14 protein-coding genes, 1 tRNA gene and 1 pseudogene are annotated in these 20349 nt (G+C 39.1%); 15 read left to right on the top strand and 1 reads right to left on the bottom strand.

What is annotated here, in order from left to right:
- Window positions 1-3 precede the first annotated feature (3 nt).
- The 10 genes from SanJ4206_RS04185 to SanJ4206_RS04235 all read left to right on the top strand — a co-directional run bounded on the left by SanJ4206_RS04185 (window position 4) and on the right by SanJ4206_RS04235 (window position 13057).
- Window positions 4-945 carry a dihydroorotate dehydrogenase gene (locus SanJ4206_RS04185; protein ID WP_003028011.1) on the top strand — a complete coding sequence of 314 codons (942 nt, stop codon included), beginning with the start codon at window positions 4-6 and terminating at the stop codon, window positions 943-945.
- 192 nt (window positions 946-1137) lie between these two features.
- Entirely contained in the window at window positions 1138-1833 is a 696-nt protein-coding gene (pyrF, locus tag SanJ4206_RS04190) for an orotidine-5'-phosphate decarboxylase (RefSeq protein WP_003028012.1), read from the top strand.
- On the top strand, window positions 1826-2152 hold the full coding sequence (locus SanJ4206_RS04195; protein ID WP_003028014.1) for an inorganic diphosphatase: 327 nt from the start codon (window positions 1826-1828) through the stop codon (window positions 2150-2152). The genes pyrF and SanJ4206_RS04195 overlap by 8 nt, the downstream gene beginning before the upstream one ends.
- Before the next feature lie 10 nt (window positions 2153-2162).
- Window positions 2163-2792, top strand: a complete 630-nt coding sequence (gene pyrE, locus SanJ4206_RS04200; protein ID WP_022525342.1) for an orotate phosphoribosyltransferase — start codon at window positions 2163-2165, stop codon at window positions 2790-2792.
- Between the two features lie 175 nt (window positions 2793-2967).
- Window positions 2968-4497: a glycosyltransferase family protein gene (locus tag SanJ4206_RS04210; protein WP_157622028.1), complete on the top strand. Its 1530-nt coding sequence runs from the start codon at window positions 2968-2970 to the stop codon at window positions 4495-4497.
- On the top strand, window positions 4494-4709 hold the full coding sequence (locus SanJ4206_RS04215; protein ID WP_003028019.1) for a YozE family protein: 216 nt from the start codon (window positions 4494-4496) through the stop codon (window positions 4707-4709). The genes SanJ4206_RS04210 and SanJ4206_RS04215 overlap by 4 nt, the downstream gene beginning before the upstream one ends.
- Before the next feature lie 76 nt (window positions 4710-4785).
- Window positions 4786-5850, top strand: coding sequence for a PhoH family protein (locus SanJ4206_RS04220; RefSeq protein ID WP_003042311.1), 1065 nt, complete (start codon window positions 4786-4788; stop codon window positions 5848-5850).
- Between the two features lie 131 nt (window positions 5851-5981).
- Window positions 5982-6482, top strand: coding sequence for a GNAT family N-acetyltransferase (locus tag SanJ4206_RS04225; RefSeq protein WP_022525340.1), 501 nt, complete (start codon window positions 5982-5984; stop codon window positions 6480-6482).
- 2 nt (window positions 6483-6484) lie between these two features.
- Window positions 6485-6811, top strand: coding sequence for a TfoX/Sxy family protein (locus SanJ4206_RS04230; RefSeq protein ID WP_003028022.1), 327 nt, complete (start codon window positions 6485-6487; stop codon window positions 6809-6811).
- A gap of 519 nt (window positions 6812-7330) precedes the next feature.
- Complete coding sequence (locus SanJ4206_RS04235) at window positions 7331-13057, top strand: Cna B-type domain-containing protein (protein ID WP_157622029.1); 5727 nt, start codon at window positions 7331-7333, stop codon at window positions 13055-13057.
- 698 nt (window positions 13058-13755) lie between these two features.
- Here SanJ4206_RS04235 and ald read toward each other — a convergent pair.
- Window positions 13756-14871, bottom strand: a complete 1116-nt coding sequence (ald, locus tag SanJ4206_RS04240) for an alanine dehydrogenase (protein ID WP_022525435.1) — start codon at window positions 14869-14871, stop codon at window positions 13756-13758.
- A 130-nt stretch (window positions 14872-15001) separates the two neighbouring features.
- On the opposite strand from ald, the gene SanJ4206_RS04245 reads away from it, so the two are divergent.
- From SanJ4206_RS04245 to SanJ4206_RS04270, 5 genes and pseudogenes are all read left to right on the top strand, one after another.
- A complete protein-coding gene (locus SanJ4206_RS04245; protein WP_157622030.1) occupies window positions 15002-15571 on the top strand; it encodes a GNAT family N-acetyltransferase in 570 nt (189 codons plus the stop codon).
- Between the two features lie 144 nt (window positions 15572-15715).
- A tRNA-Thr gene (locus SanJ4206_RS04250) sits at window positions 15716-15788 on the top strand.
- A 41-nt stretch (window positions 15789-15829) separates the two neighbouring features.
- Window positions 15830-16538: pseudogene (locus tag SanJ4206_RS09925) on the top strand (FAD-dependent oxidoreductase); the annotation flags it as partial.
- 284 nt (window positions 16539-16822) lie between these two features.
- Window positions 16823-18553: an ABC transporter ATP-binding protein gene (locus SanJ4206_RS04265; RefSeq protein ID WP_003029876.1), complete on the top strand. Its 1731-nt coding sequence runs from the start codon at window positions 16823-16825 to the stop codon at window positions 18551-18553.
- Window positions 18550-20286: an ABC transporter ATP-binding protein gene (locus tag SanJ4206_RS04270; protein WP_003029875.1), complete on the top strand. Its 1737-nt coding sequence runs from the start codon at window positions 18550-18552 to the stop codon at window positions 20284-20286. The genes SanJ4206_RS04265 and SanJ4206_RS04270 overlap by 4 nt, the downstream gene beginning before the upstream one ends.
- Window positions 20287-20349 lie beyond the last annotated feature (63 nt).

Raw genomic sequence — 20349 nt, forward strand, 5'->3', positions numbered from 1 at the left:
AACATGTCGAAAAATCGTTTAGCAGTTTCTCTTCCGGGATTGGAACTGAAAAATCCAATTATTCCAGCTTCGGGTTGTTTTGGTTTTGGTCAGGAATATGCCAAATATTATGATCTGGATGTGCTTGGCTCAATCATGATTAAAGCAAGCACGCAGAATCCTCGTTTTGGCAATCCGACACCGCGTGTGGCGGAAACACCAGCTGGTATGCTCAATGCTATTGGTTTGCAAAATCCTGGTGTAGATGTGGTGTTAGCAGAAAAGCTTCCTTGGCTGAATCAACATTATCCTAATCTGCCGATTATTGCTAATGTTGCTGGATTTTCCAATGAAGAATATGCTTTTGTCGCAGGAAAAATTTCTCAAGCACCAAACGTTAAAGCAATTGAACTCAATATTTCCTGTCCTAATGTGGATCATGGCAATGGAGGATTATTGATTGGGCAGGTGCCAGATTTGGCTTACAATGCCACGAAAGCAGCAGTTGAAGCTTCTAGTGTGCCGGTATATGTCAAATTAACGCCAAGTGTAGCAGACATTACCGAAATTTCTAAAGCTGTAGAAGCTGCAGGAGCAACAGGATTTACCATGATTAACACCTTAGTTGGTATGCGATTTGATTTGAAAAGTAGAAAATCGATTCTCGCAAATGGAACGGGCGGTATGTCAGGTCCTGCTGTTTTTCCCGTTGCCTTGAAGTTAATTCGTCAGGTAGCCCAATCCAGCAGTTTGCCAATCATTGGTATGGGTGGAGTAGATTCAGCAGAAGCAGCCATTGAAATGTTTATTGCGGGAGCATCAGCTATTGGTGTTGGTACGGCAAATTTCACAGACCCTCATGCTTGTCCTATTATCATTGAGAACCTACCTAAAGTTATGGATAAGTATGGCATTGAAAGTTTGGAAAGTCTGCGAGCAGAAGTCAAGGAAAATTTGCTTGCTTAATTGATATTTTACTTGACAAGAGATAAAGTAAATTATAAAATAATTGAAATAAAACCTTTAAAGAAGTCCAGAGAGGCTTCAAGGTACATACGGTTTAAAATGGCAATACAATGCTGATTTTCGTGTAACCTTGCTCTCAGGCAAGGTTTTTCTTTATGATTATTACCAGTAAAAATAAGGAGATTATCCCCCATGCGTGAAGAACGTCCTATTATTGCCCTTGATTTTCCGTCATTTGATGATGTCAAGGAGTTTTTGGAGCATTTTCCAGAAGACGAAAAGCTCTATGTCAAAATCGGTATGGAATTTTTCTATGCCATTGGTCCGGAAATTGTGCATTATCTGAAAGGTTTGGGACACAGCATTTTCCTAGATTTGAAATTGCACGACATTCCAAATACAGTGCGCTCTGCCATGTCAGTTTTGAGAACCTTTGGGATTGATATGGTGACGGTTCATGCGGCAGGTGGCGTGGAAATGATGCGAGAAGCCAAGAAGGTTTTAGGTGATCAGGCAAAGCTCGTAGCAGTGACCCAGCTGACTTCTACCAGTGAGGAAGATATGAGAGATTGCCAAAATATCCAAACAACTGTTTCAGAATCTGTTGTCAACTATGCCTGCAAAGCTAAGGAAGCTGGACTGGACGGAGTTGTTTGTTCGGCTCAGGAGGTTAAGCTGATTAAAGCCGCAACATCAGAAGATTTTCTGTGCGTCACTCCAGGTATTCGACCAGCTGGTTCTGAAATCGGGGATCAAAAACGGGTTATGACGCCGCAAGAAGCTCATCAAATTGGTAGTGATTACATTGTGGTTGGGCGTCCAATCACACGAGCAACTGATCCAGTAGCTGCTTACCGATCTATAAAGGCGGAATGGGTGAATGGTTAGAAAAATTTATCGAGCAATCATTGATAGACCCATCGGTTATCAAGATAGTTTTGGAAATCGTTATCCTATCAACTATGGTTATATTCCGGATTTATTTGCTGGAGACGGCGAAGAACAAGATGTTTATATCATTTCAGAAAAAATACGAGAACCTTTGAAATCTTTTGAAGGAGAATTGATTGCTGTTATTCACCGTCAAGATGATGTGGAGGATAAGTGGGTACTGACCTCTACAAATGAGAATATTACCATAGAAGATATTAAAGAAAAGACATATTTTTTGGAACAATTTTTTGTTTCCACTATTGAATTATTGTAAAGGAGAAATCATGACTTTAGCAAAAGATATTGCCTGTGACTTACTGAAAATTGAGGCTGTTTACTTGAAACCGGAAGAACCTTTCACTTGGGCAAGCGGTATCAAGTCTCCAATTTATACGGACAATCGTGTGACCTTAGCCTATCCAGAAACGCGGACCTTGATTGAAAATGGTTTTGTAGAGAAAATCAAGACTGAATTTCCAGAAGTAGAAGTCATTGCTGGAACAGCGACAGCAGGTATTCCTCACGGTGCAATTATTGCAGATAAGATGAACTTACCGTTTGCCTATATCCGTAGCAAACCAAAAGACCACGGTGCTGGAAATCAGATTGAAGGTCGGGTAAAATCAGGTCAAAAAATGGTCGTGGTTGAGGATTTAATTTCAACTGGTGGTTCCGTTTTGGATGCCGTTGCAGCAGCGAAGCGAGAAGGTGCAGACGTCATTGGAGTAGTGGCTATTTTCACTTACGAATTACCTCGGGCAGAAAAGAATTTTTCAGATGCAGGTGTGAAATTAGTAACCTTATCTAACTATACTGAATTGATTAATCTGGCAGAACAAGAAGGCTATGTTTCAGCAGAAGGATTGGCACTACTTGAGAAATTTAAGCATGATCAAGAAAATTGGCAGGGATAAGAAAGATGAATCTAATAGAACTAAGTAGGAAGTATCCTCAGGCAGAAGTTTGGGCACATCCAGATGAATTTAATGAAGAAAACGGACGTAGCAAGTAATTAGACGTTAAGCAGCAATCTGACGATTGTTGTTTTTTTAAATAGCGAAACACTTTAGATTTTGTTATAATATCCCTATGCTAAAAACGTACTCTTTTTTCTTTGGAATCTTGCAAAAAATCATGTTAATTGTGGGCTTGCATTGGTTTTTTACTGCGATTATTCATCTAGGGACAATTTCTAGTCTGGCTTTGATTGGAGTGACGATACTAGCGTTTCTGGCTTATCGTTATCTAGAAAATTTTAAAAAATGCTACCACTACCTGATGAAGCACAAAGTTGCTATTATGATAGCGGTGATTATATTTCAGTTAGCAATGCTTTTGTCTGCTCAATTGTTGATTCGGCGAGATGCAGCAGTTGTTTTTAACGGCGCTTTTAAGTACTTAAAAGAATCTTCTATTTCCAGCTATTTGACACGCAATCCGAATAATCTGTTTCTCTTTTTGTATGAGCGCTTTTTTTATAATATCTTTGGAAGTTCAGCTTTATGGATTTTGCAAGGGTTAAATATATTTTATGCCGATATAACGGCTCTCATTTTGTACAAGGGAATGAAAAAACATGTGAGCAAGTCTGCTGCTGATATGACATTTAGTTTGTATGTCTTGCTAGTTGGTTTTTCACCTTATTTTTATTCGATGTACACGGATATATGGCCTCTTCCGCTCATCGCTTTACAAATATTCTTACTTTTTGATTTATTTGGGCTTCAATGGCAGGATAAAAGGGTACTCTTCATAAAGACAATCGGATTGGGCTTGATAAGTGGTCTTGCAGTTCTGATTCGACCAACTGCGTTGATTGTCGTTATGGCAGGATTTATGTTGCTGTTTTTCAAAAAGGAATGGAAGAAATTTATCCTAATCTTTTTCACCTTTCTTTTATCATTTAGTATGGTTTCCCTTGGTGGAAGCTATCTCAAAGCGCATCAAACAGAAGTGACATTGATACAAGGGAAAGGATTGGCAAAAAGTCCTCTGCTCTTTATCGACTTAGGGTTGACTTTTATTGGACATGATCAAGAAGACGTGAAAGAGGGCTTGCTTCAATATATTGATGTTGATGAGCGAGATCGGTACAATAATGGAATGTTCAAGCAAGAAAATGTCAAAAAAGAAATCAAGCGGCGTTTAAAAGAATATTCGTTTTTAGGATTTCTCAGTCATCTTTACTATAAGCATTCATTAGCTGTTTCAGAGGGAACTCTAGGCTGGTTGTATCGAGATGTGGAATATGAGAAAACGCCCTATATTTCCCCTCTTTATCCTTATACAAAACAGAATCCTGTGGCGCAGTTTATCAGAACCTATTTTCTGAGTGTGGATAAGAGTGAGTATCGGTATTATGAGATTGTGAAGCAAGTTGTTTGGATTGTGGTGAGTCTGGGACTTGTTTTTGCCTTGTGGAAATATCGTGCAAATGATAAATTGAATTGTATCAGTCTTGCAGTTTTTGGAGGTTTGTTGTTTTTGCTCATTTTTGAAGGTGGAAAGACGCGGTATTTGATTCAATTTTTACCCCAAATCATCATATTGTCTGCATTAGGTTTGACTGAATATTTACCAGATTGGTTAAAAAGTAAGAAAGGAGAAAAGATAGAATGAGAAAATCGTTTTACACTTGGTTGATGACGGAGCGTAATCCCAAAAGCAAAGCGCCCAAGGCAATACTCGCCGATTTAGTTTTTCATGAACCGACTTTTCCTAAGCATACGGATGATTTTGATGAAGTTAGCCGCTATTTAGAAGAGCATGCTGACTTTTCCTTTAATCTTAGCGATTTTGATGCGATTTGGGAAGAATATCAGGCTCATTAGTTCAGAGAAATGATAGAATTTTCCGAGTTACTTTGCTATAATAATAGTAAATAATGTGAAGAAAGAGGTTCTTTATTTGCAAGAACATTCAGTAGAAATTACCTTACAGCATCCGGATGATGCTTTTCATCTTTTTGGTTCCAATGAACGTCACTTGCGTTTAATGGAACAGGAGTTACAGGTAACCATTCATGCAAGGACGGAGGTTGTCCAGATTATCGGTAGCGAAGCAGCTTGTGAGGAGACTCGCCAGGTGCTTCAAGCTCTGCTAGTTTTGGTGAATCGCGGGATGACGATTGGGACGCCAGATGTAGTGACGGCTATTACCATGGTTAAAAATGGTGAAATTGATAAGTTTGTGGCTCTGTATGAGGAAGAAATTATCAAAGATTCTTATGGCAAGCCCATTCGTGTCAAGACCCTAGGGCAGAAAGTGTATGTCGATAGCATTAAGAATCATGATGTTGTCTTTGGGATTGGACCAGCAGGGACAGGGAAGACCTTTCTTGCGGTGACCTTGGCGGTGACAGCTCTCAAACGCGGTCAGGTCAAGCGGATTATTTTGACTCGCCCGGCGGTTGAAGCAGGGGAAAGTCTTGGTTTCTTGCCAGGAGATCTAAAAGAAAAAGTAGATCCTTATCTGAGACCCGTTTACGATGCACTCTTCCAAATTCTTGGGAAAGAACAGACTACGCGCCTTATGGAGCGAGAAATCATTGAGATAGCCCCTTTAGCTTATATGCGTGGACGAACATTGGATGATGCCTTTGTCATCTTAGATGAAGCGCAAAATACGACCATTATGCAGATGAAGATGTTTTTGACCCGACTTGGTTTTAATTCCAAGATGATTGTCAATGGAGATATTAGTCAGATTGACTTGCCGAAGAACAGTAAATCAGGCCTCATTGATGCGACAGAGAAATTGAAACATATCAAGCAGATTGATTTTGTGTATTTATCTGCAAAAGATGTTGTGCGTCATCCTGTGGTTGCAGAGATTATCCAAGCTTATGAACATTCTACTGAAATGGCGCATCATCATTTTTCTAAAGAAGAGAATTCAAGTTTAGCTAGCCACGAAATCGTCGGCGAGCCAGTCAAGGAGTCGGAAGATGATGAAGGGCTATCTCTTGACTAATCTGGACAAGTTGTACACGACTAATTTGGGGGAAGTACGCTTGCAAAAGAATCTATTACGTGACTGATGACTATCAATGCATTGTCCTATGTCATAATCACAGGGCACAAGAAAGTAGGAAATTTGAAAAGATGATTGACCAACTATCTAAGCATTACAGCTGTAGAATACTAACTGAAAAGGATATTCCAAGTATTTTATCTTTATATGAAAGCAATCCTCTGTATTTTCAGCATTGTCCACCAGCGCCAAATTTGGAAAGTGTAAAAGAAGACATGGCTCGTCTACCTGAAGGTAAAGCTAAGGCTGATAAGTTTTATGTTGGCTTTTGGGATAGCTCTAACCTTGTAGCTGTTATGGATTTTGTCTATGCCTATCCTGATGAGGAGACAGTTTTTATTGGTTTGTTTATGGTTGATCAAGCCTATCAGGGGAAAGGTATTGGCAGCCAGATTGTGACAGAAGCGCTAACCTATTTTGCTAAAAACTTTCGAAAAGCACGTTTGGCTTATATCAAGGGAAATCCACAATCTCAGCATTTTTGGAAAAAGCAGGGCTTCAAACCAATTGGAAGTGAGGTCAAGCAAGAACTCTATACGGGTGTTATCGTTGAACAGAGCTTAAGAGGTTAGAAATGGCATCAAGTAAAAACTATTTGGAATTTGTTTTGGAGCAATTATCGGGATTAGATGATGTGGCTTACCGTTCTATGATGGGAGAGTATATTCTTTACTTCCGTGGTAAGATTATTGGTGGTATTTATGATAATCGCCTTTTAGTTAAACCTGTGCAAGCAGTCTTAGATAAGATTGACCAACCTTCGTTTGAGTTTCCATACGAAGGTGCCAAAGAAATGATTCTAGTGGAAGACCTTGATAATAAGGTGTTTCTAGAAGATCTGATTTTAGCTATGTATGATCAACTGCCGCTACCTAAACCTAAAAAGAAAAAGCAAATGTGAACAAAGCAACAAAGAAGCCTGCTAAGGGCTTTTTTGTTATGGCTAAAAAAGGAAACCAATTTACCAGATATAGCTCCGAATTTAAATGATAGGTGGTGGAAGATTACCCCAGTGGATAAAACGTGGAAATGCATTTTTTATCTTATCAAAGTTTCAAAAGCTAAAAACATTTCGCTTGATGACTTTGAAGAGGTTGTTGCTAGTCTCTAGCTTAGCGTTGGGGTATGGGAGTTCAAGAACGATGTTAGTATTGTTTTGGCCTTTCAGAAAGTTCATAATCTCCAGTGGACTTACTCGTTGTATGAATTTTATAGCACTTTTATTGTTTTGTTTCGTGAAATAGTCTTAATTACTTTATTCTTATCATAATAAAAATAAATCAAAGGGTGACAATCTGTCAAGAAAACTTCCTTAAAAGATATGTTTATTTTAACTGATTTGAAGTATAATAGTAATTGTAGTACAATATTGATATTATGCTATTAACTTATAAAAAATTAGAAAAAGGAGAAATTAATTATGAAGACAAAGAAGTGGATAATTTTCTTTTTATCTTTATTCGCGGTCTTTACTGTTATAGGTTTCTGGAACGTCCAGCGGGTTTCTGCTGCCAACGTTACCGATAAGGCTAAAATCGAGGACTTGAAGATTACTATCGCATCTACAGGAAGCGAGACTGAAGGAATTCATGGTTCAAATGATACTTCGATGAAATTGAAATATTCAGGTAAATTCTCATTTCCCAATGTGGCAGCTAATGAAATCAAGGATGGTGATTACTTTATCGTAAAAGCTCCAAATAACTTGAGTTTGACGGATGGTAGTCTGGATCTCATCGATAAAAACTCAAATACAAAGATGGGGACTGTGAAGGTAGAAAGTGCCAAACATCGGCTAGTATTTACCTTCAATGACAAGGTGAAGGACAAGCAAAATATCCGTGGGGACTTTGTTGCAGAAGCAACTGAAACGCTCAAAAAAGAGGGGAAAACGGTTACCTATGTTTTACCAGATGGTAAAAAACAGACCATCACGTATAAAGTGAATAAATATCAACAGACTGAAGTGATTGGAGAAACTATTACAAAGTACGGTTATAACGATAACAATAAGGCGAGGGCACATTTTCAAATGAAAATTAATCGCGCTAAGAAAGATATGACTGGACATGTGGTAAAAATTACGGATGATGTTTCAAAGGGAGCCTTCGCTAACTATGTGGAAGATACTTTCTATATGTATGAAGCAGAATTTGAGACGACGAATACGAATTCATCTGCTCTTAAACATATAGGTGATAAATACGAAATCACAACCGATCCGGAGGCATACAAGGCTGACTCAGATAAAAAGGCTTTGTTGACCTTTGTCAATGGGAAACGAGGATTTGAGTTGCTCATGCCGACCAATATGGGAACAAAGAGCTTTTTCTTAACGTATGATACGTCCTCACCAGCAGATACTTCAACGATAAGTAACTCAGCGCAGTACTTGATTGATAACCAACCACAACTTATTTGGGAAAAATACGGAGGTAGTACTGGAACCAAAACAGAAGCAACGTTTAATTTAAAGACGGTTAAATCTGTAGGTGCAACTGTTACTGCTGATATTGCTGGAAAGATCAAAATTACTAAATTCGATGAAGCTGATGCAGATGTTAAGTTGAAAGATGTTAAATTTGACATTATTGATAAAGCGACTAATAAAGTAGTTGATACAGTGGTAACGGATGAAAACGGTATTGCTCTTTCAAAGGCTCTCAATGATGGGAAGTATATTGTCAAAGAAAAGAAAACGAAGTCGGGTTACATTGTTAATAGTCAAGAGTTTGAAGTAGAATTGAAAGAAGGAAAAGGTGTTCCGCTCAACATCTCTAATAAACGTGTGACAGTTGATTTTAAAGCAACCAAGACTTGGGTAGGCGGAAAGAAAACTGACTACAAAGAAGTCAAACTTGGCTTGTATGTCCACAAGAAAGGACAAACTGTTGCAGATTCAAAACCTGTCTCAGGGAACTATACTCCTGAGGTAACTGAGTCCAATGGTGTTTATACTTACGAGTGGAAAAATCAACTACCTAAGTATGATGTAGATGGAACCACAGAGTTAGTCTACTCTGTTCGCGAACTTCAAGATGAGACAGCTTTGCCTTTGGAAGGAAATGAAAAAGTCGAAATAGGTAGCCACAACTACGTTGTCTCTTACAATGACGAGATGACCAAAATCACCAATACTTATCTTCCTCCACAGACAAATGTGACTGCTAAGAAAGTATGGTCTGGTGGTAAGGCTGATGCCCGTCCAAAATTCTATTTCAAACTGTATCGTACATTAGAAGGTGGAACTGAGGAAGCTGTAGCTGATGCTGAGAAGAAAGAAGTTCCAAAGACAGATGGAACTGTTGAATGGACCAATCTTCCTGCGACAGATGCAAATGCTACGAAGTACACTTATAGTGTTAAAGAAGTAGATGCTCAGGAAAAACCAGTCACTACCGTAGGCGGCTACACAGCCAATCAAACAGATGCTACGACTGTCACAAATACATATAAATTATTACCAACTAAAACTGATATCTTCGTTGATAAAGAATTGACTGGTAATCGTCCGACTCCTCTTCAAGCAGATGAATTTGAATTCATCTTGAAAGATGAGAAAGGAACCGAAGTTCAACGCGCTAAAAATGATGCCAATGGTCATGTTGTCTTCAAGGATATTCCTTTCGACAAGGAAGGACAGTACAAATTCACTATTGTTGAAGCTCATGCTGGTCAAACGATTAACGGTGTGACTCACGATTCAAGAAGTGTTCACGTCACCGTTTCTGTGTATGATCCTGGACAAGGTAAACTTGTTGCAACACCTCTTTATAACCAGATTTCTGCTTTAATGGCTCCTTTTGCGAATTTCGCAAGTTCTGACTCATTGCTTCCTCCTGGAGCCATTTCTGTCATTGATAATGGTGGAATTCAGAAATTCGTAAATACTTATAAAGCTGAAAAAGCAAAGATGCGTCTTGGAGTGAAGAAAACACTTACAGGTCGTGAGTTGAAAGCTAATGAGTTCGAGTTCACTTTGACCGATAAAGATGGCAATGTTAAAGAAACTGTTAAGAATGACAAAGAAGGAAATGTTAAGTTCTCAGAATTAACATTTGCTACTGCTGGAATCTATACTTATAAGATTGCTGAAAAAGTAGGAAATATTCCTGGGGTAACTTATGATACCAAGACTATCACTGCTACGATTACAGTGACTGATAACGGTAAAGGCACCCTTGAATCAACTGTTGTCTATGACGATGAAAAGCCATTCACCAACAAATACACACCAGCACCGGCAACCAAAGTAAAAATTGCTGGTAAGAAAGTGCTAGAAGGTAAAACACTGGAAGCAGGCAAATATAACTTTGCCCTGAAAAAGACAGATGGCAGCGTCGTTCAAACTGTTACTAATGATGTGGACGGAAACTTTGCTTTTGACGAATTGACTTACGATGAAAACCAAGTAGGAACGCATAAGTATACTATCTCAGAAGTTGAAGGAACAGAAACTGGGGTAACTTATGATAAGACTGTTCGAGAAGTAGAAGTCAAGGTTGAAAAAATTAGTGCTACTGAATTAAAAGCAACGGTTTCGAAAGAAGCGAAAGATCTTGTCTTCACTAACAAATACACCCCAGCAGGTGACACATCCATTACTCTCGGAGCTAAGAAAGTTCTTGAAGGTAAAGCTCTTGAAGCAGGTAAATACAGCTTTGTCTTGAAGAAAGCAGACGGAACTGTTGTCGAAACAGTGACAAACGCTGCAGATGGAACAGTGACCTTCTCACCAATCTCATATGATGAGAGCCAAGTGGGAACTCATAAGTATACTATCTCAGAAGTTGAAGGAACAGAAACTGGGGTAACTTATGATAAGACTGTTCGAGAAGTAGAAGTCAAGGTTGAAAAAATTAGTGCTACTGAATTAAAAGCAACGGTTTCGAAAGAAGCGAAAGATCTTGTCTTCACTAACAAATACACACCAGCACCAGCAACCAAAGTAAAAATTGCTGGTAAGAAAGTGCTAGAAGGTAAAACACTGGAAGCAGGTAAATATAACTTTGCCCTGAAAAAGACAGATGGCAGCGTCGTTCAAACTGTTACTAATGATGTGGACGGAAACTTTGCTTTTGACGAATTGACTTATGATGAAAACCAAGTAGGAACGCATAAGTATACTATCTCAGAAGTTGAAGGAACAGAAACTGGGGTAACTTATGATAAGACTGTTCGAGAAGTAGAAGTCAAGGTTGAAAAAATCAGTGCTACTGAATTAAAAGCAACGGTTTCGAAAGAAGCGAAAGATCTTGTCTTCACGAACAAATACACACCAGCTAAAATGCAAATTCCAGTGAAAAAAATCTGGGATGATGCCGATAACCAAGATGGCAAACGTCCAACTAAGATTACTGTTAAACTCTTGGCAGACGGTCAAGATACAGATAAAACCCTTGAACTATCAGAAGCCAATGGCTGGGCAGGTAACTTCACGGATTTAGATGCAGATAAAGGCGGAGCTCCGATTGATTACAAAGTAGTTGAAGTGAGTTCAGTAGCTGGTTATACAAGTGAAATCAGCGGAGATGCTAAGACAGGCTTTACTATTACTAATAAATACACACCAGAAACAATTGATATTAAAGCCACAAAGAACTGGGATGACGCTAATAACCAAGATGGTAAACGTCCGAAATATATTACGGTTAATCTCTTGGCAGATGGTGAAAAAGTAGCTTCCAAAGAAGTGAAAGCGGCAGCTGACGGAACGTGGTCTACAGTCTTTACAAAACTTCCTAAATTCAAAGCAGGCAAGGTTATTAAATATAGCCTGACCGAAGAAGTCGTTTCTGAATATACTAGCGAAATCAATGATTTCAATATTACCAACAAATACACACCAAAAATGATTGATTATCAAGTGACGAAAACTTGGAATGACAATAATAACCAAGATGGTAAACGTCCAGACCATATCACGGTTCACTTGATGAAGACAATTGGTGGTGTGACTACCGAAGTTGAGAAATATGATATCAAAGTCGCTGAAGCAGACCCAGCGAATGGCAATGTTTGGAAACATACCTTTACTAATCTTCCAAAATACGAAGCAGGTCAAGAAATTGTCTATTCTGTCAAGGAAGATGCTGTAGCAGGATATGAAACATCTATCAAGGGTCAAGAAATCACAAACACCCATGAACCAGAAACAATCGTCATTTCTGGTAAGAAAGTCTGGGAAGATGCTAACAACCAAGACGGCAAGCGAACCAAAACAGTCAAGGTTCAAATTCTGAAAGGCGGCACAATCGTTGATGAAATTGAAACTTCAGAAGAAAAAGGTTGGGCCTTTGAGTCAAAACCATTACCGAAGTATGAAAACGGTAAAGAAATCAAATATGATGTCAAAGAAGTTGCCGTAGAATCTTACGAAAAGCCAATAGTTGAAAAATCTCAAGATGGCAAATACACAATTACCAACAAGCGTACACCAGAAAAGGTAAACTTAACGGGTCAAAAGACTTGGAATGACGCCAATAACCAAGATAATATTCGTCCTACTGAAATCAAAGTTCGTTTATTGGCAGATGGCAAAGATACTGGCAAAATGGCGACAGCGAGTGCAGCAACTGGATGGAAATACAGCTTTGAAGGTTTGGATCGTTACAAGGATGGCAAAGAAATTGTTTACTCTGTTGAGGAAGTAGATGTACCAAAAGGTTATCAATCTAAAGTGAATGGAATGAATTTGGTCAATAGCCACACTCCAGAGGTGACTTCAGTCAGCGGTCAAAAGACTTGGGACGATGATAATGACAAAGACGGTCTTCGTCCAAAAGAGATTCAAGTAAGATTGCTTGCAAATGGCAAAGATACGGGCAAAGTAGTGACAGCAGGCGAAGCAACTGGATGGAAATATAGCTTTGAAAAACTTGCCAAATATGAAGCAGGTAAGGAAATCACTTATACGGTGGAAGAAGTTTCGGTACCAGAAGGTTACACACCGAAGGTAGATGGTATGAATATCACGAATCGTCATACACCAGAGAAGCCACAAATTCCACAAACCCCACCAAGTACACCAGAGAAGTCGAAGAAGAAAATTCTCCCTTCAACAGGTAGTCAAAATTCATTCTTTGCATTACTTGCAGGTCTGTTCACCTTAAGTGGAGTTGCTTACTTGTTAAAGAAGAAGGCGTAATTCTATCATCAGATAGATCGAGTAAAGTCCACTAGATAAATCTAGTGGGCTTTTTCAGGCTCATTGTCAACTGTAGTGGGTGACTAGATCTAAGATCGAGAGAGGGACGAAGTTCTCTCTTTTTGCTTGTTTTCACTCTGAAGCGACAGGGAGGCTACCAAGAGGGTCAGAAGGGAGCCAATAAAAGAAAGAATAGCGATTAGCAGTCCAAAGCTTCTTCGTTCATGATACTCTAAAGAGGTAAGAACAAGGAAGGAGAAGGCAATGGAGTTTAAGGAGTTGTATGGGAAGGTAAGGGAGATTGTTATAATAATGCTTTGTGTGAAAATTTCCTCTCACACTTCAAAAGTGAGTCCTTGTGGTTACATCCACCGTTAGACAAAGAGGAACTGCTCAACCAAATCAAAAGTTAGACTGGTATAATAATGATAGACCATAAGAAAGATTAAAAGGTATGACTCCTAAGGAATATCAGGAGTCATACCTTTTAACAGTTACTTTTTTATCTGTCCATTTTAGATGGGGATTGACACCAAGAGTTTTTTATTATACAGACTCAATTTTTATATAAAAAGAGTCTAAGACACTATTTTTCTCAGACTCAAATTGTTCTTATAATAAAAGCAATGGTAGGTGATTATACAAAGCATTACTTTGAGGTGGTTGATAGGACTTGGCGAAGCCATCCTTTTCGAAATTTATACTAATAAATTATTGATATCTGTGTAGTCACGATTAAGCCCTTCTGCAACAGGTCGGCTAGTGAGATAACCTTTATAAGTAGTAACTCCTTGTTGTAGACCCAAATCATCTGCAATAGCTTGCTCAAAACCTTTGTCAGCCAAAGCTTCAATGTAAGGAAGTGTTACATTTGTCAGGGCAAGAGTTGATGTACGGGCAACAGCACCCGGGATATTGGCAACTGCATAATGAAGCACGCCATGTTTTTCATAGACAGGTTCATCGTGAGTTGTTACACGATCAGCAGTTGCAACAACTCCACCTTGGTCAACGGCTACATCCACAATAACAGATCCAGGTCGCATTTTACTGACCATTTCATCAGTAACGAGCTTGGGAGCTTTGGCACCAGGGATTAATACTGCTCCAATCACTACATCGGCCTCTTTGACACTTTCGGCAATATTGAAAGAATTAGACATAAGGGTCTGGATTTGGTGGCCAAAAAGGTCTTCGAGTTCAGATAGACGCTTAGCGCTGATATCAAGAATAGTGACCTGCGCTCCCAGTCCTAAAGCGATGCGAGCTGCGTGTGTTCCAACAACGCCCCCTCCAATGATAGTGACTTTTCCTTTAGGAACACCTGGAACACCGCCAAGTAGTACACCAGAACCACCTTCTTGTTTGGTTAGAAAGTGAGCTCCAATCTGTACAGCCATACGTCCTGCCACTTCACTCATGGGCACAAGCAAGGGGAGATGCCCCTCTTGGTCACGAACGGTTTCGTAAGCAATCCCTGTTGTATTGCCCCCAATCATCGCATCGGCTAATTCAGGCGCAGCAGCCATGTGCAGATAGGTGAAAAGCAAGAGGTCATCACGTAAGAAGCCGTATTCAGCAGCTAAGGGTTCTTTGACTTTGACAACTAGATCAGCTGTCCAAGCTTCGGCTGCAGTTGTAACAATTGTCGCTCCCTGTGCTTTGTAGTCAGCGTCTGTAAATCCAGAACCAAGACCAGCTTTGGTTTCAACCAAAACCTGATGACCTTTTTGGACGAGACTGTGAACGCCAGCTGGTGTTAAAGCAACACGATTCTCATTGTTTTTAATTTCTTTTGGAATACCGATTAACATAGATTTACTCCTTTTTTGAGATGTTTTTATTGTATATGAAAACGTTTTAAAAATCAAGGCAAAATTAGAAACATTGATTTCAGTGAGTATTTATGTTATGCTATGAGGCAACATAGGAGGTTCGTGCAAAATGGAAAGTATTTATCTAAAGCTAGCTGAAAACCGAACTTTGGAAACAGAGCGCCTGCTCCTACGACCTGTGACCTTAGATGACGCTGAGGCTATGTTTGAATATTCTTCTGATGAAGAAAATACTCGCTATACTTTTTTACCTAATAAAGATTTGGAAGAAACTAAAAATATTATTGCTCGTTTGTTTATGGGTCGACCACTTGGAAATTGGGGGATTGAGCTGAAGGAAAGTGGTAAACTGATTGGCAGCATTGACCTACACAAGCTAGATCCGGTCCTCAGAAAGGCGGCTATCGGCTATGTGATTCATAAGAATTACTGGAATCAGGGCTTGGCAACGGAAGCTTTGAAAGAAATAATCCAGCTGGCTTTTGAAAGTTTGAATATGAATATGTTGGTGGCTCTCCATGATGTGAAAAATCCAGCTTCAGGACGAGTTATGGAAAAGGCTGGTATGAACTTTTCTCACATAGATCCGTATGCTGCCTTGGATTTACATAAAGAAGGTCGAATTTCTCAGAGAGCTTATTATCGTTTGACAAAGGAAGATTATTTTAAAAAATATTGATGTGAACGTGATATTTATAGGAAATTTTAATGGTGATTAGGTTCTTTTTGGGACGTTCTAACAAAAAGTTCTTTCTCTTATGATGAAAACATTTTTCAAATCTATTGACAAGAATCTGTCTGCATGATATAGTAGATGGGTACTGCTGATTTAGCTCAGTTGGCAGAGCGCATCCATGGTAAGGATGAGGTCGCCGGTTCGATCCCGGCAATTAGCATGATGAACAGGAAAAAGCCCAATTTTAATGGGCTTTTTTGCATTGGTGACGATATTAAGACATCAAATTCACCAGCTATTATAGGTGATGGTATTCTCTTAGGTCAAAGCGTTGGTACAGACCTAGTCGGCTTGGACTTTTATCAAATAATGCTGGTATCTGACCCGATTACAGGCGCCTCCGGCTAACTTCATCATGGTCAATACTTAAGGAAAACGTTTTGTAGATGAGTACGGTAGTCGGGATAAATGAGTTCAGGCAGCAATTGACAATGGTGGTTTTTTCTATCTGATTGTAGACGATAATATGAAAGAAACAGCTAGTCAAGAAAAGATTGATGCACTGGTAGCACATGGAATGATTTACCGATCAGATAGTTTGAAAGAGTTGGCTTAACAGCAACAAATGGATCCACAGGTCTTTACCAAGACGATCACAGCTTATAATATTTATGTTGATGCAGGCTATGATCCTGAATTTGAAAAGGGAGCTTTCGACCTTAAGGTTGAAAAGGCGCCGTTTTATGCTACTCCTCGGAAACCAGCCGTGCACCATACTATGGGTGGTCTTAAGATTGATACGGAAATGCATGTTATCAATAAACAAGGACAAGTTATCCGAGGTCTCTATGTAGCTGGAGAAGTAGCTGGCGGACTGCATGCCGGAAACCGTTTAGGTGGCAATTCTCTTACTGATATTTTAACTTTTGGACGTATCGCAGCCGAAATTGCTATTACAAAGAATTGCTAATCTTGATTTTAAGGCAGAAAATTCATTCAGTTTTGGGAGGATTTTTTGTAAATATTCTTGACAAGCATTTCTTTTAATGTTAAAGTATTAACTAATTAAAAGTAGAAAGGAGAATGTATCATGAATAATGTAAAACAAAACAGTACTCAGGTATATCATACGACAGAACTCCTTTCTAGCACAGCACTGTAATTTATTTTTGATGAAAAAATAAATAAAACAAGTAAGCTCAGGACAGGTCTATTCTGTCTTGGGCTTTTTTGTGCGTTTCGGAAAGGATTAGGATGATTAAAAGTTTATTTGGATATATAAAAGAGCATAAATGGTTATATTTATCCATTGCTCTGGTTTTGCTATTGTATGATTTTACCACGCTGATTCCAACACAGGTGATTCAGCGTTTAGTAGATCATCTGTCGCATCATAGTTTGACACAGCAGAATTTAATTAGAGACGTTGGTTTGTTAGCTCTGGTGACGATTTGTAACTATCTTTCGGCTTACTATTGGCATTTGAAGATATTTCAATCGTCCATTGATTATAAATTTCTCATGCAAAGAAGAGCTTTTGAGAAATTGGTAGCTATGAGAACGCCTTTCTACGAAAAATTTCGTTCTGGCGATATTCTAACGCGTTTTTCAACGGATGTTGAGGGAATGATGGAGATGGCTGGCTATGGGATTGTCATTCTCTTATATGCTGGAGGCATGATTGCCTTTGTCATTCCGACCATGTTTTTTATCTCATGGGAAATTAGCTTACTGGCTATGCTTCCGCTTATGATATTGATGATATGGATTTATTTTCTTGGAAAAAAACAAGATAAACTAGTCGAAATTAATCGTGAAGCAGTGGCATCTTTGAATGATGAGGTGTTGGAAACAATAGAGGGAGTCCGAGTTGCGCGTGCTTATAGCAAGAAAGCAACCCAGAAAGAACAGTTCCAATTGCGCACGAAAGCTTTATCTAAGGTCGGTGATCAAATTGCCAGCATTCAATATCTTTACGCACCGCTCTCCTCTGTCTTTATCGCTTTATCAACGGTTATTGTGCTTCTTATTGGCGCTGCTTTTATAAAAACGGGACAGTTAACAATTGGGCAAGTGATTGCTCTTCAATTGTATATGATTAGCCTGATTGAACCTTTTTGGATGCTGTCGGATTTTATTTTGGTCTACCAAACAGGGAAAACGTCTTTTAAAAAGGTCACAGAATTGATTGAAACGACAGATGATATGGAAATGAGTGGCAAAGAGGAGTTAAAACATCTTATCTCTATTCGTTTTCAGGATTATTATTTTACTTACCCACAAGCAGAAACCCCCAGTTTGCGTAACATAGCTTGGCAAATCGAAGCAGGAAAAACGTATGGTATTGTTGGAAAAACTGGCTCTGGTAAAACGACCTTAGTTCGTCAGCTTCTTCAGCAATATCCTGTTGGACAAGGTGTATTTCAGATAAATGGAAAATCTGTCAGTCACTATTCACGTCAATCGATTGAAGCGATGATTGGTTATGTCCCTCAGGAGCATATTTTGTTTTCAAAATCCGTCAAAGACAATATTGCCTTTGGCAAAAGAAATGCGACACTAAGTGATATTGAGCAATCTATTGAAACAGCGGCATTTTCAGAAGATTTAAAACGAATGCCAGACGGGCTGGAAACTCTTATTGGTGAGAGGGGAGTGTCAATATCTGGCGGTCAAAAACAAAGAATTTCTTTAGCACGCGCCTTTATTAGACAACCAGAAGTCCTCATTTTGGATGATTCTTTGTCAGCAGTTGACGCTCAAACAGAGCGTCGAATTATCCAAAATCTTCAGGATATGCGAGCGAATCAGACAACAATCATTGTGACGCACCGTTTGTCAGCTATCCAGCAGGCAGACTGGGCTCTTGTCTTAGAAGATGGACAAATTGTTGAAGAAGGGACTCCGAACCAGTTGCTAAATAAAGGAGGCTGGTATGCCGAACAATATCAGCGGCAGCAACATCAGAAAGGAGGGAGCGAATGAGTATCATTAGCCGTTTATTAAAAGAACTAAAAGTTGTTCGAATTGCATTCTTTCTTGCAGTTGGAATTGCTGTCTTAGCAACAGTGACTAGTCAACTGTCCCCTCTCTTTTTGAGAAATATGATAGACGGACCACTTACACAGATTGGAAGCGGAAAAGAGCGTCAGATTCAGCTTTTGCAATTAGCTGGATTATACATAATTGTTGTAGTTTTGGGGAGCATACTGACTTACTTAGGTGATCGCCTTTTAGCGCATTGTGGAAACAAAGTAGCAGAACATCTGAGGAATGAAGCTTATCAGGTGATGCAAAATTTGCCGATTTCTTACTTTGATGATAAGCCGGCAGGTAAGATTGCAACCAGAATTGTAAATGATACGGAAACCTTACGAAGACAATTTTATGCTAGTTTAGTTAGTGTTTTGATTCAAGTTCTTCGGATTGTTTTTACCTACGCTTTATTGTTTTACCTTAGTCCGCTTGCTGCCTCGGTACTTTTGCTATTGCTTCCTGCTTTTTATGGGATACAAGTATTTTATAAAAAACTAACGGACAAGCCGATGAAAGACTTTTATGATTCACGGAGTGACATCAATAATCAAGTGAATGAATTGATGCATGGAGCTAGTCTGATACAGCTATATCATCAGGAAAAAATAGTTCTTTCAGAATTTGATGCAACTGCCCGAAAAATGAGCCAAGCAGATAAACAAATTGTATGGGTAAGTGCTCTTTCGTCTTGGCCATTAACGGAATTTTTAAAAAATACAGTGCTTGCTGTCATTTTGACAATAGTTGGTCAGCAATTTTTAGGCGGTCATAGCGTTATTACCGCAGGTGTACTGTTTGTCTATCTAAATTATATTATTGATTTATTTGAGATGATGGGTTTTCTGGTTCGGCTTTTTCCGAATGTACAACGATCATTGGAAACAGGAAAACGAGTTTTAGAATTGCTAGATCAACCTCAGGAAGCGGATGAGAAAACGCAGTTAACAGTCAATAAAGGTGAGGTTGTGTTTGAACATGTGAGCTTTGCGTATGAGAAAGGAAAGACTATTCTGCATGATATTAGCTTTAAGGCAAAGCAAGGGGAGACGATTGCTTTGGTGGGACATACCGGCTCTGGAAAATCTTCTATCATGAACCTACTTTATCGTTTCTACGATCCTCAAAAAGGGAAAATATATATTGATCAACAAGACATCAAACAATATTCTCGGGAAAGTCTTCGTAGTCACATGGGAATTGTCTTGCAAGATCCTTATCTATTCACGGGAACGCTAGCAAGCAATGTAGCTATGAGTCATTCAGGCATCAATCGTGAAAAAGTTCTGGAAGCTTTAGAAAAGGTCGGTGCAGGGGACTTGCTGGCTCGTTGTAAAAAAGGAATTGATGAACCTGTAAAGGATAAAGGAACAGCATTTTCGAGCGGTGAACGGCAATTGATTTCATTTGCACGAACTCTCTACGCTAATCCCAAAATTTTAATATTGGACGAAGCAACTTCCCATATTGATACAGAAACCGAAGAAATGATTCAAAAAGCAATGGCTGTGGTAAAGGAGGGGAGGACAACTTTTATCATTGCTCACCGTTTGTCCACCATTCAGGATGCAGACCAAATTTTGGTTATTTCTGAAGGAAAGATTGTGGAGCGAGGGCAACATGATACATTGGTAAAACAAAATGGCATTTATGCTCAAATGAGCCGTCTCCAGCAACAAGTATAAGTTTTGAAAGAAAAAAATGTGAAGTAAAGAGCAGAACGAAATAGTAAATGATTAATAAATCAG

The sequence above is a fragment of the Streptococcus anginosus genome (assembly GCF_001697145.1).
Classification (GTDB): domain Bacteria; phylum Bacillota; class Bacilli; order Lactobacillales; family Streptococcaceae; genus Streptococcus; species Streptococcus hominis.

Coding starts and splice junctions, on each gene's coding strand:
- SanJ4206_RS04185 (WP_003028011.1), top strand. CDS start 4: ATGTCGAAAAATCGTTTAGCAGTTTCTCTTCCGGGATTGGAACTGAAA.
- pyrF (WP_003028012.1), top strand. CDS start 1,138: ATGCGTGAAGAACGTCCTATTATTGCCCTTGATTTTCCGTCATTTGAT.
- SanJ4206_RS04195 (WP_003028014.1), top strand. CDS start 1,826: ATGGTTAGAAAAATTTATCGAGCAATCATTGATAGACCCATCGGTTAT.
- pyrE (WP_022525342.1), top strand. CDS start 2,163: ATGACTTTAGCAAAAGATATTGCCTGTGACTTACTGAAAATTGAGGCT.
- SanJ4206_RS04210 (WP_157622028.1), top strand. CDS start 2,968: ATGCTAAAAACGTACTCTTTTTTCTTTGGAATCTTGCAAAAAATCATG.
- SanJ4206_RS04215 (WP_003028019.1), top strand. CDS start 4,494: ATGAGAAAATCGTTTTACACTTGGTTGATGACGGAGCGTAATCCCAAA.
- SanJ4206_RS04225 (WP_022525340.1), top strand. CDS start 5,982: ATGATTGACCAACTATCTAAGCATTACAGCTGTAGAATACTAACTGAA.
- SanJ4206_RS04230 (WP_003028022.1), top strand. CDS start 6,485: ATGGCATCAAGTAAAAACTATTTGGAATTTGTTTTGGAGCAATTATCG.
- SanJ4206_RS04235 (WP_157622029.1), top strand. CDS start 7,331: ATGAAGACAAAGAAGTGGATAATTTTCTTTTTATCTTTATTCGCGGTC.
- ald (WP_022525435.1), bottom strand. CDS start 14,871: ATGTTAATCGGTATTCCAAAAGAAATTAAAAACAATGAGAATCGTGTT.
- SanJ4206_RS04245 (WP_157622030.1), top strand. CDS start 15,002: ATGGAAAGTATTTATCTAAAGCTAGCTGAAAACCGAACTTTGGAAACA.
- SanJ4206_RS04265 (WP_003029876.1), top strand. CDS start 16,823: ATGATTAAAAGTTTATTTGGATATATAAAAGAGCATAAATGGTTATAT.
- SanJ4206_RS04270 (WP_003029875.1), top strand. CDS start 18,550: ATGAGTATCATTAGCCGTTTATTAAAAGAACTAAAAGTTGTTCGAATT.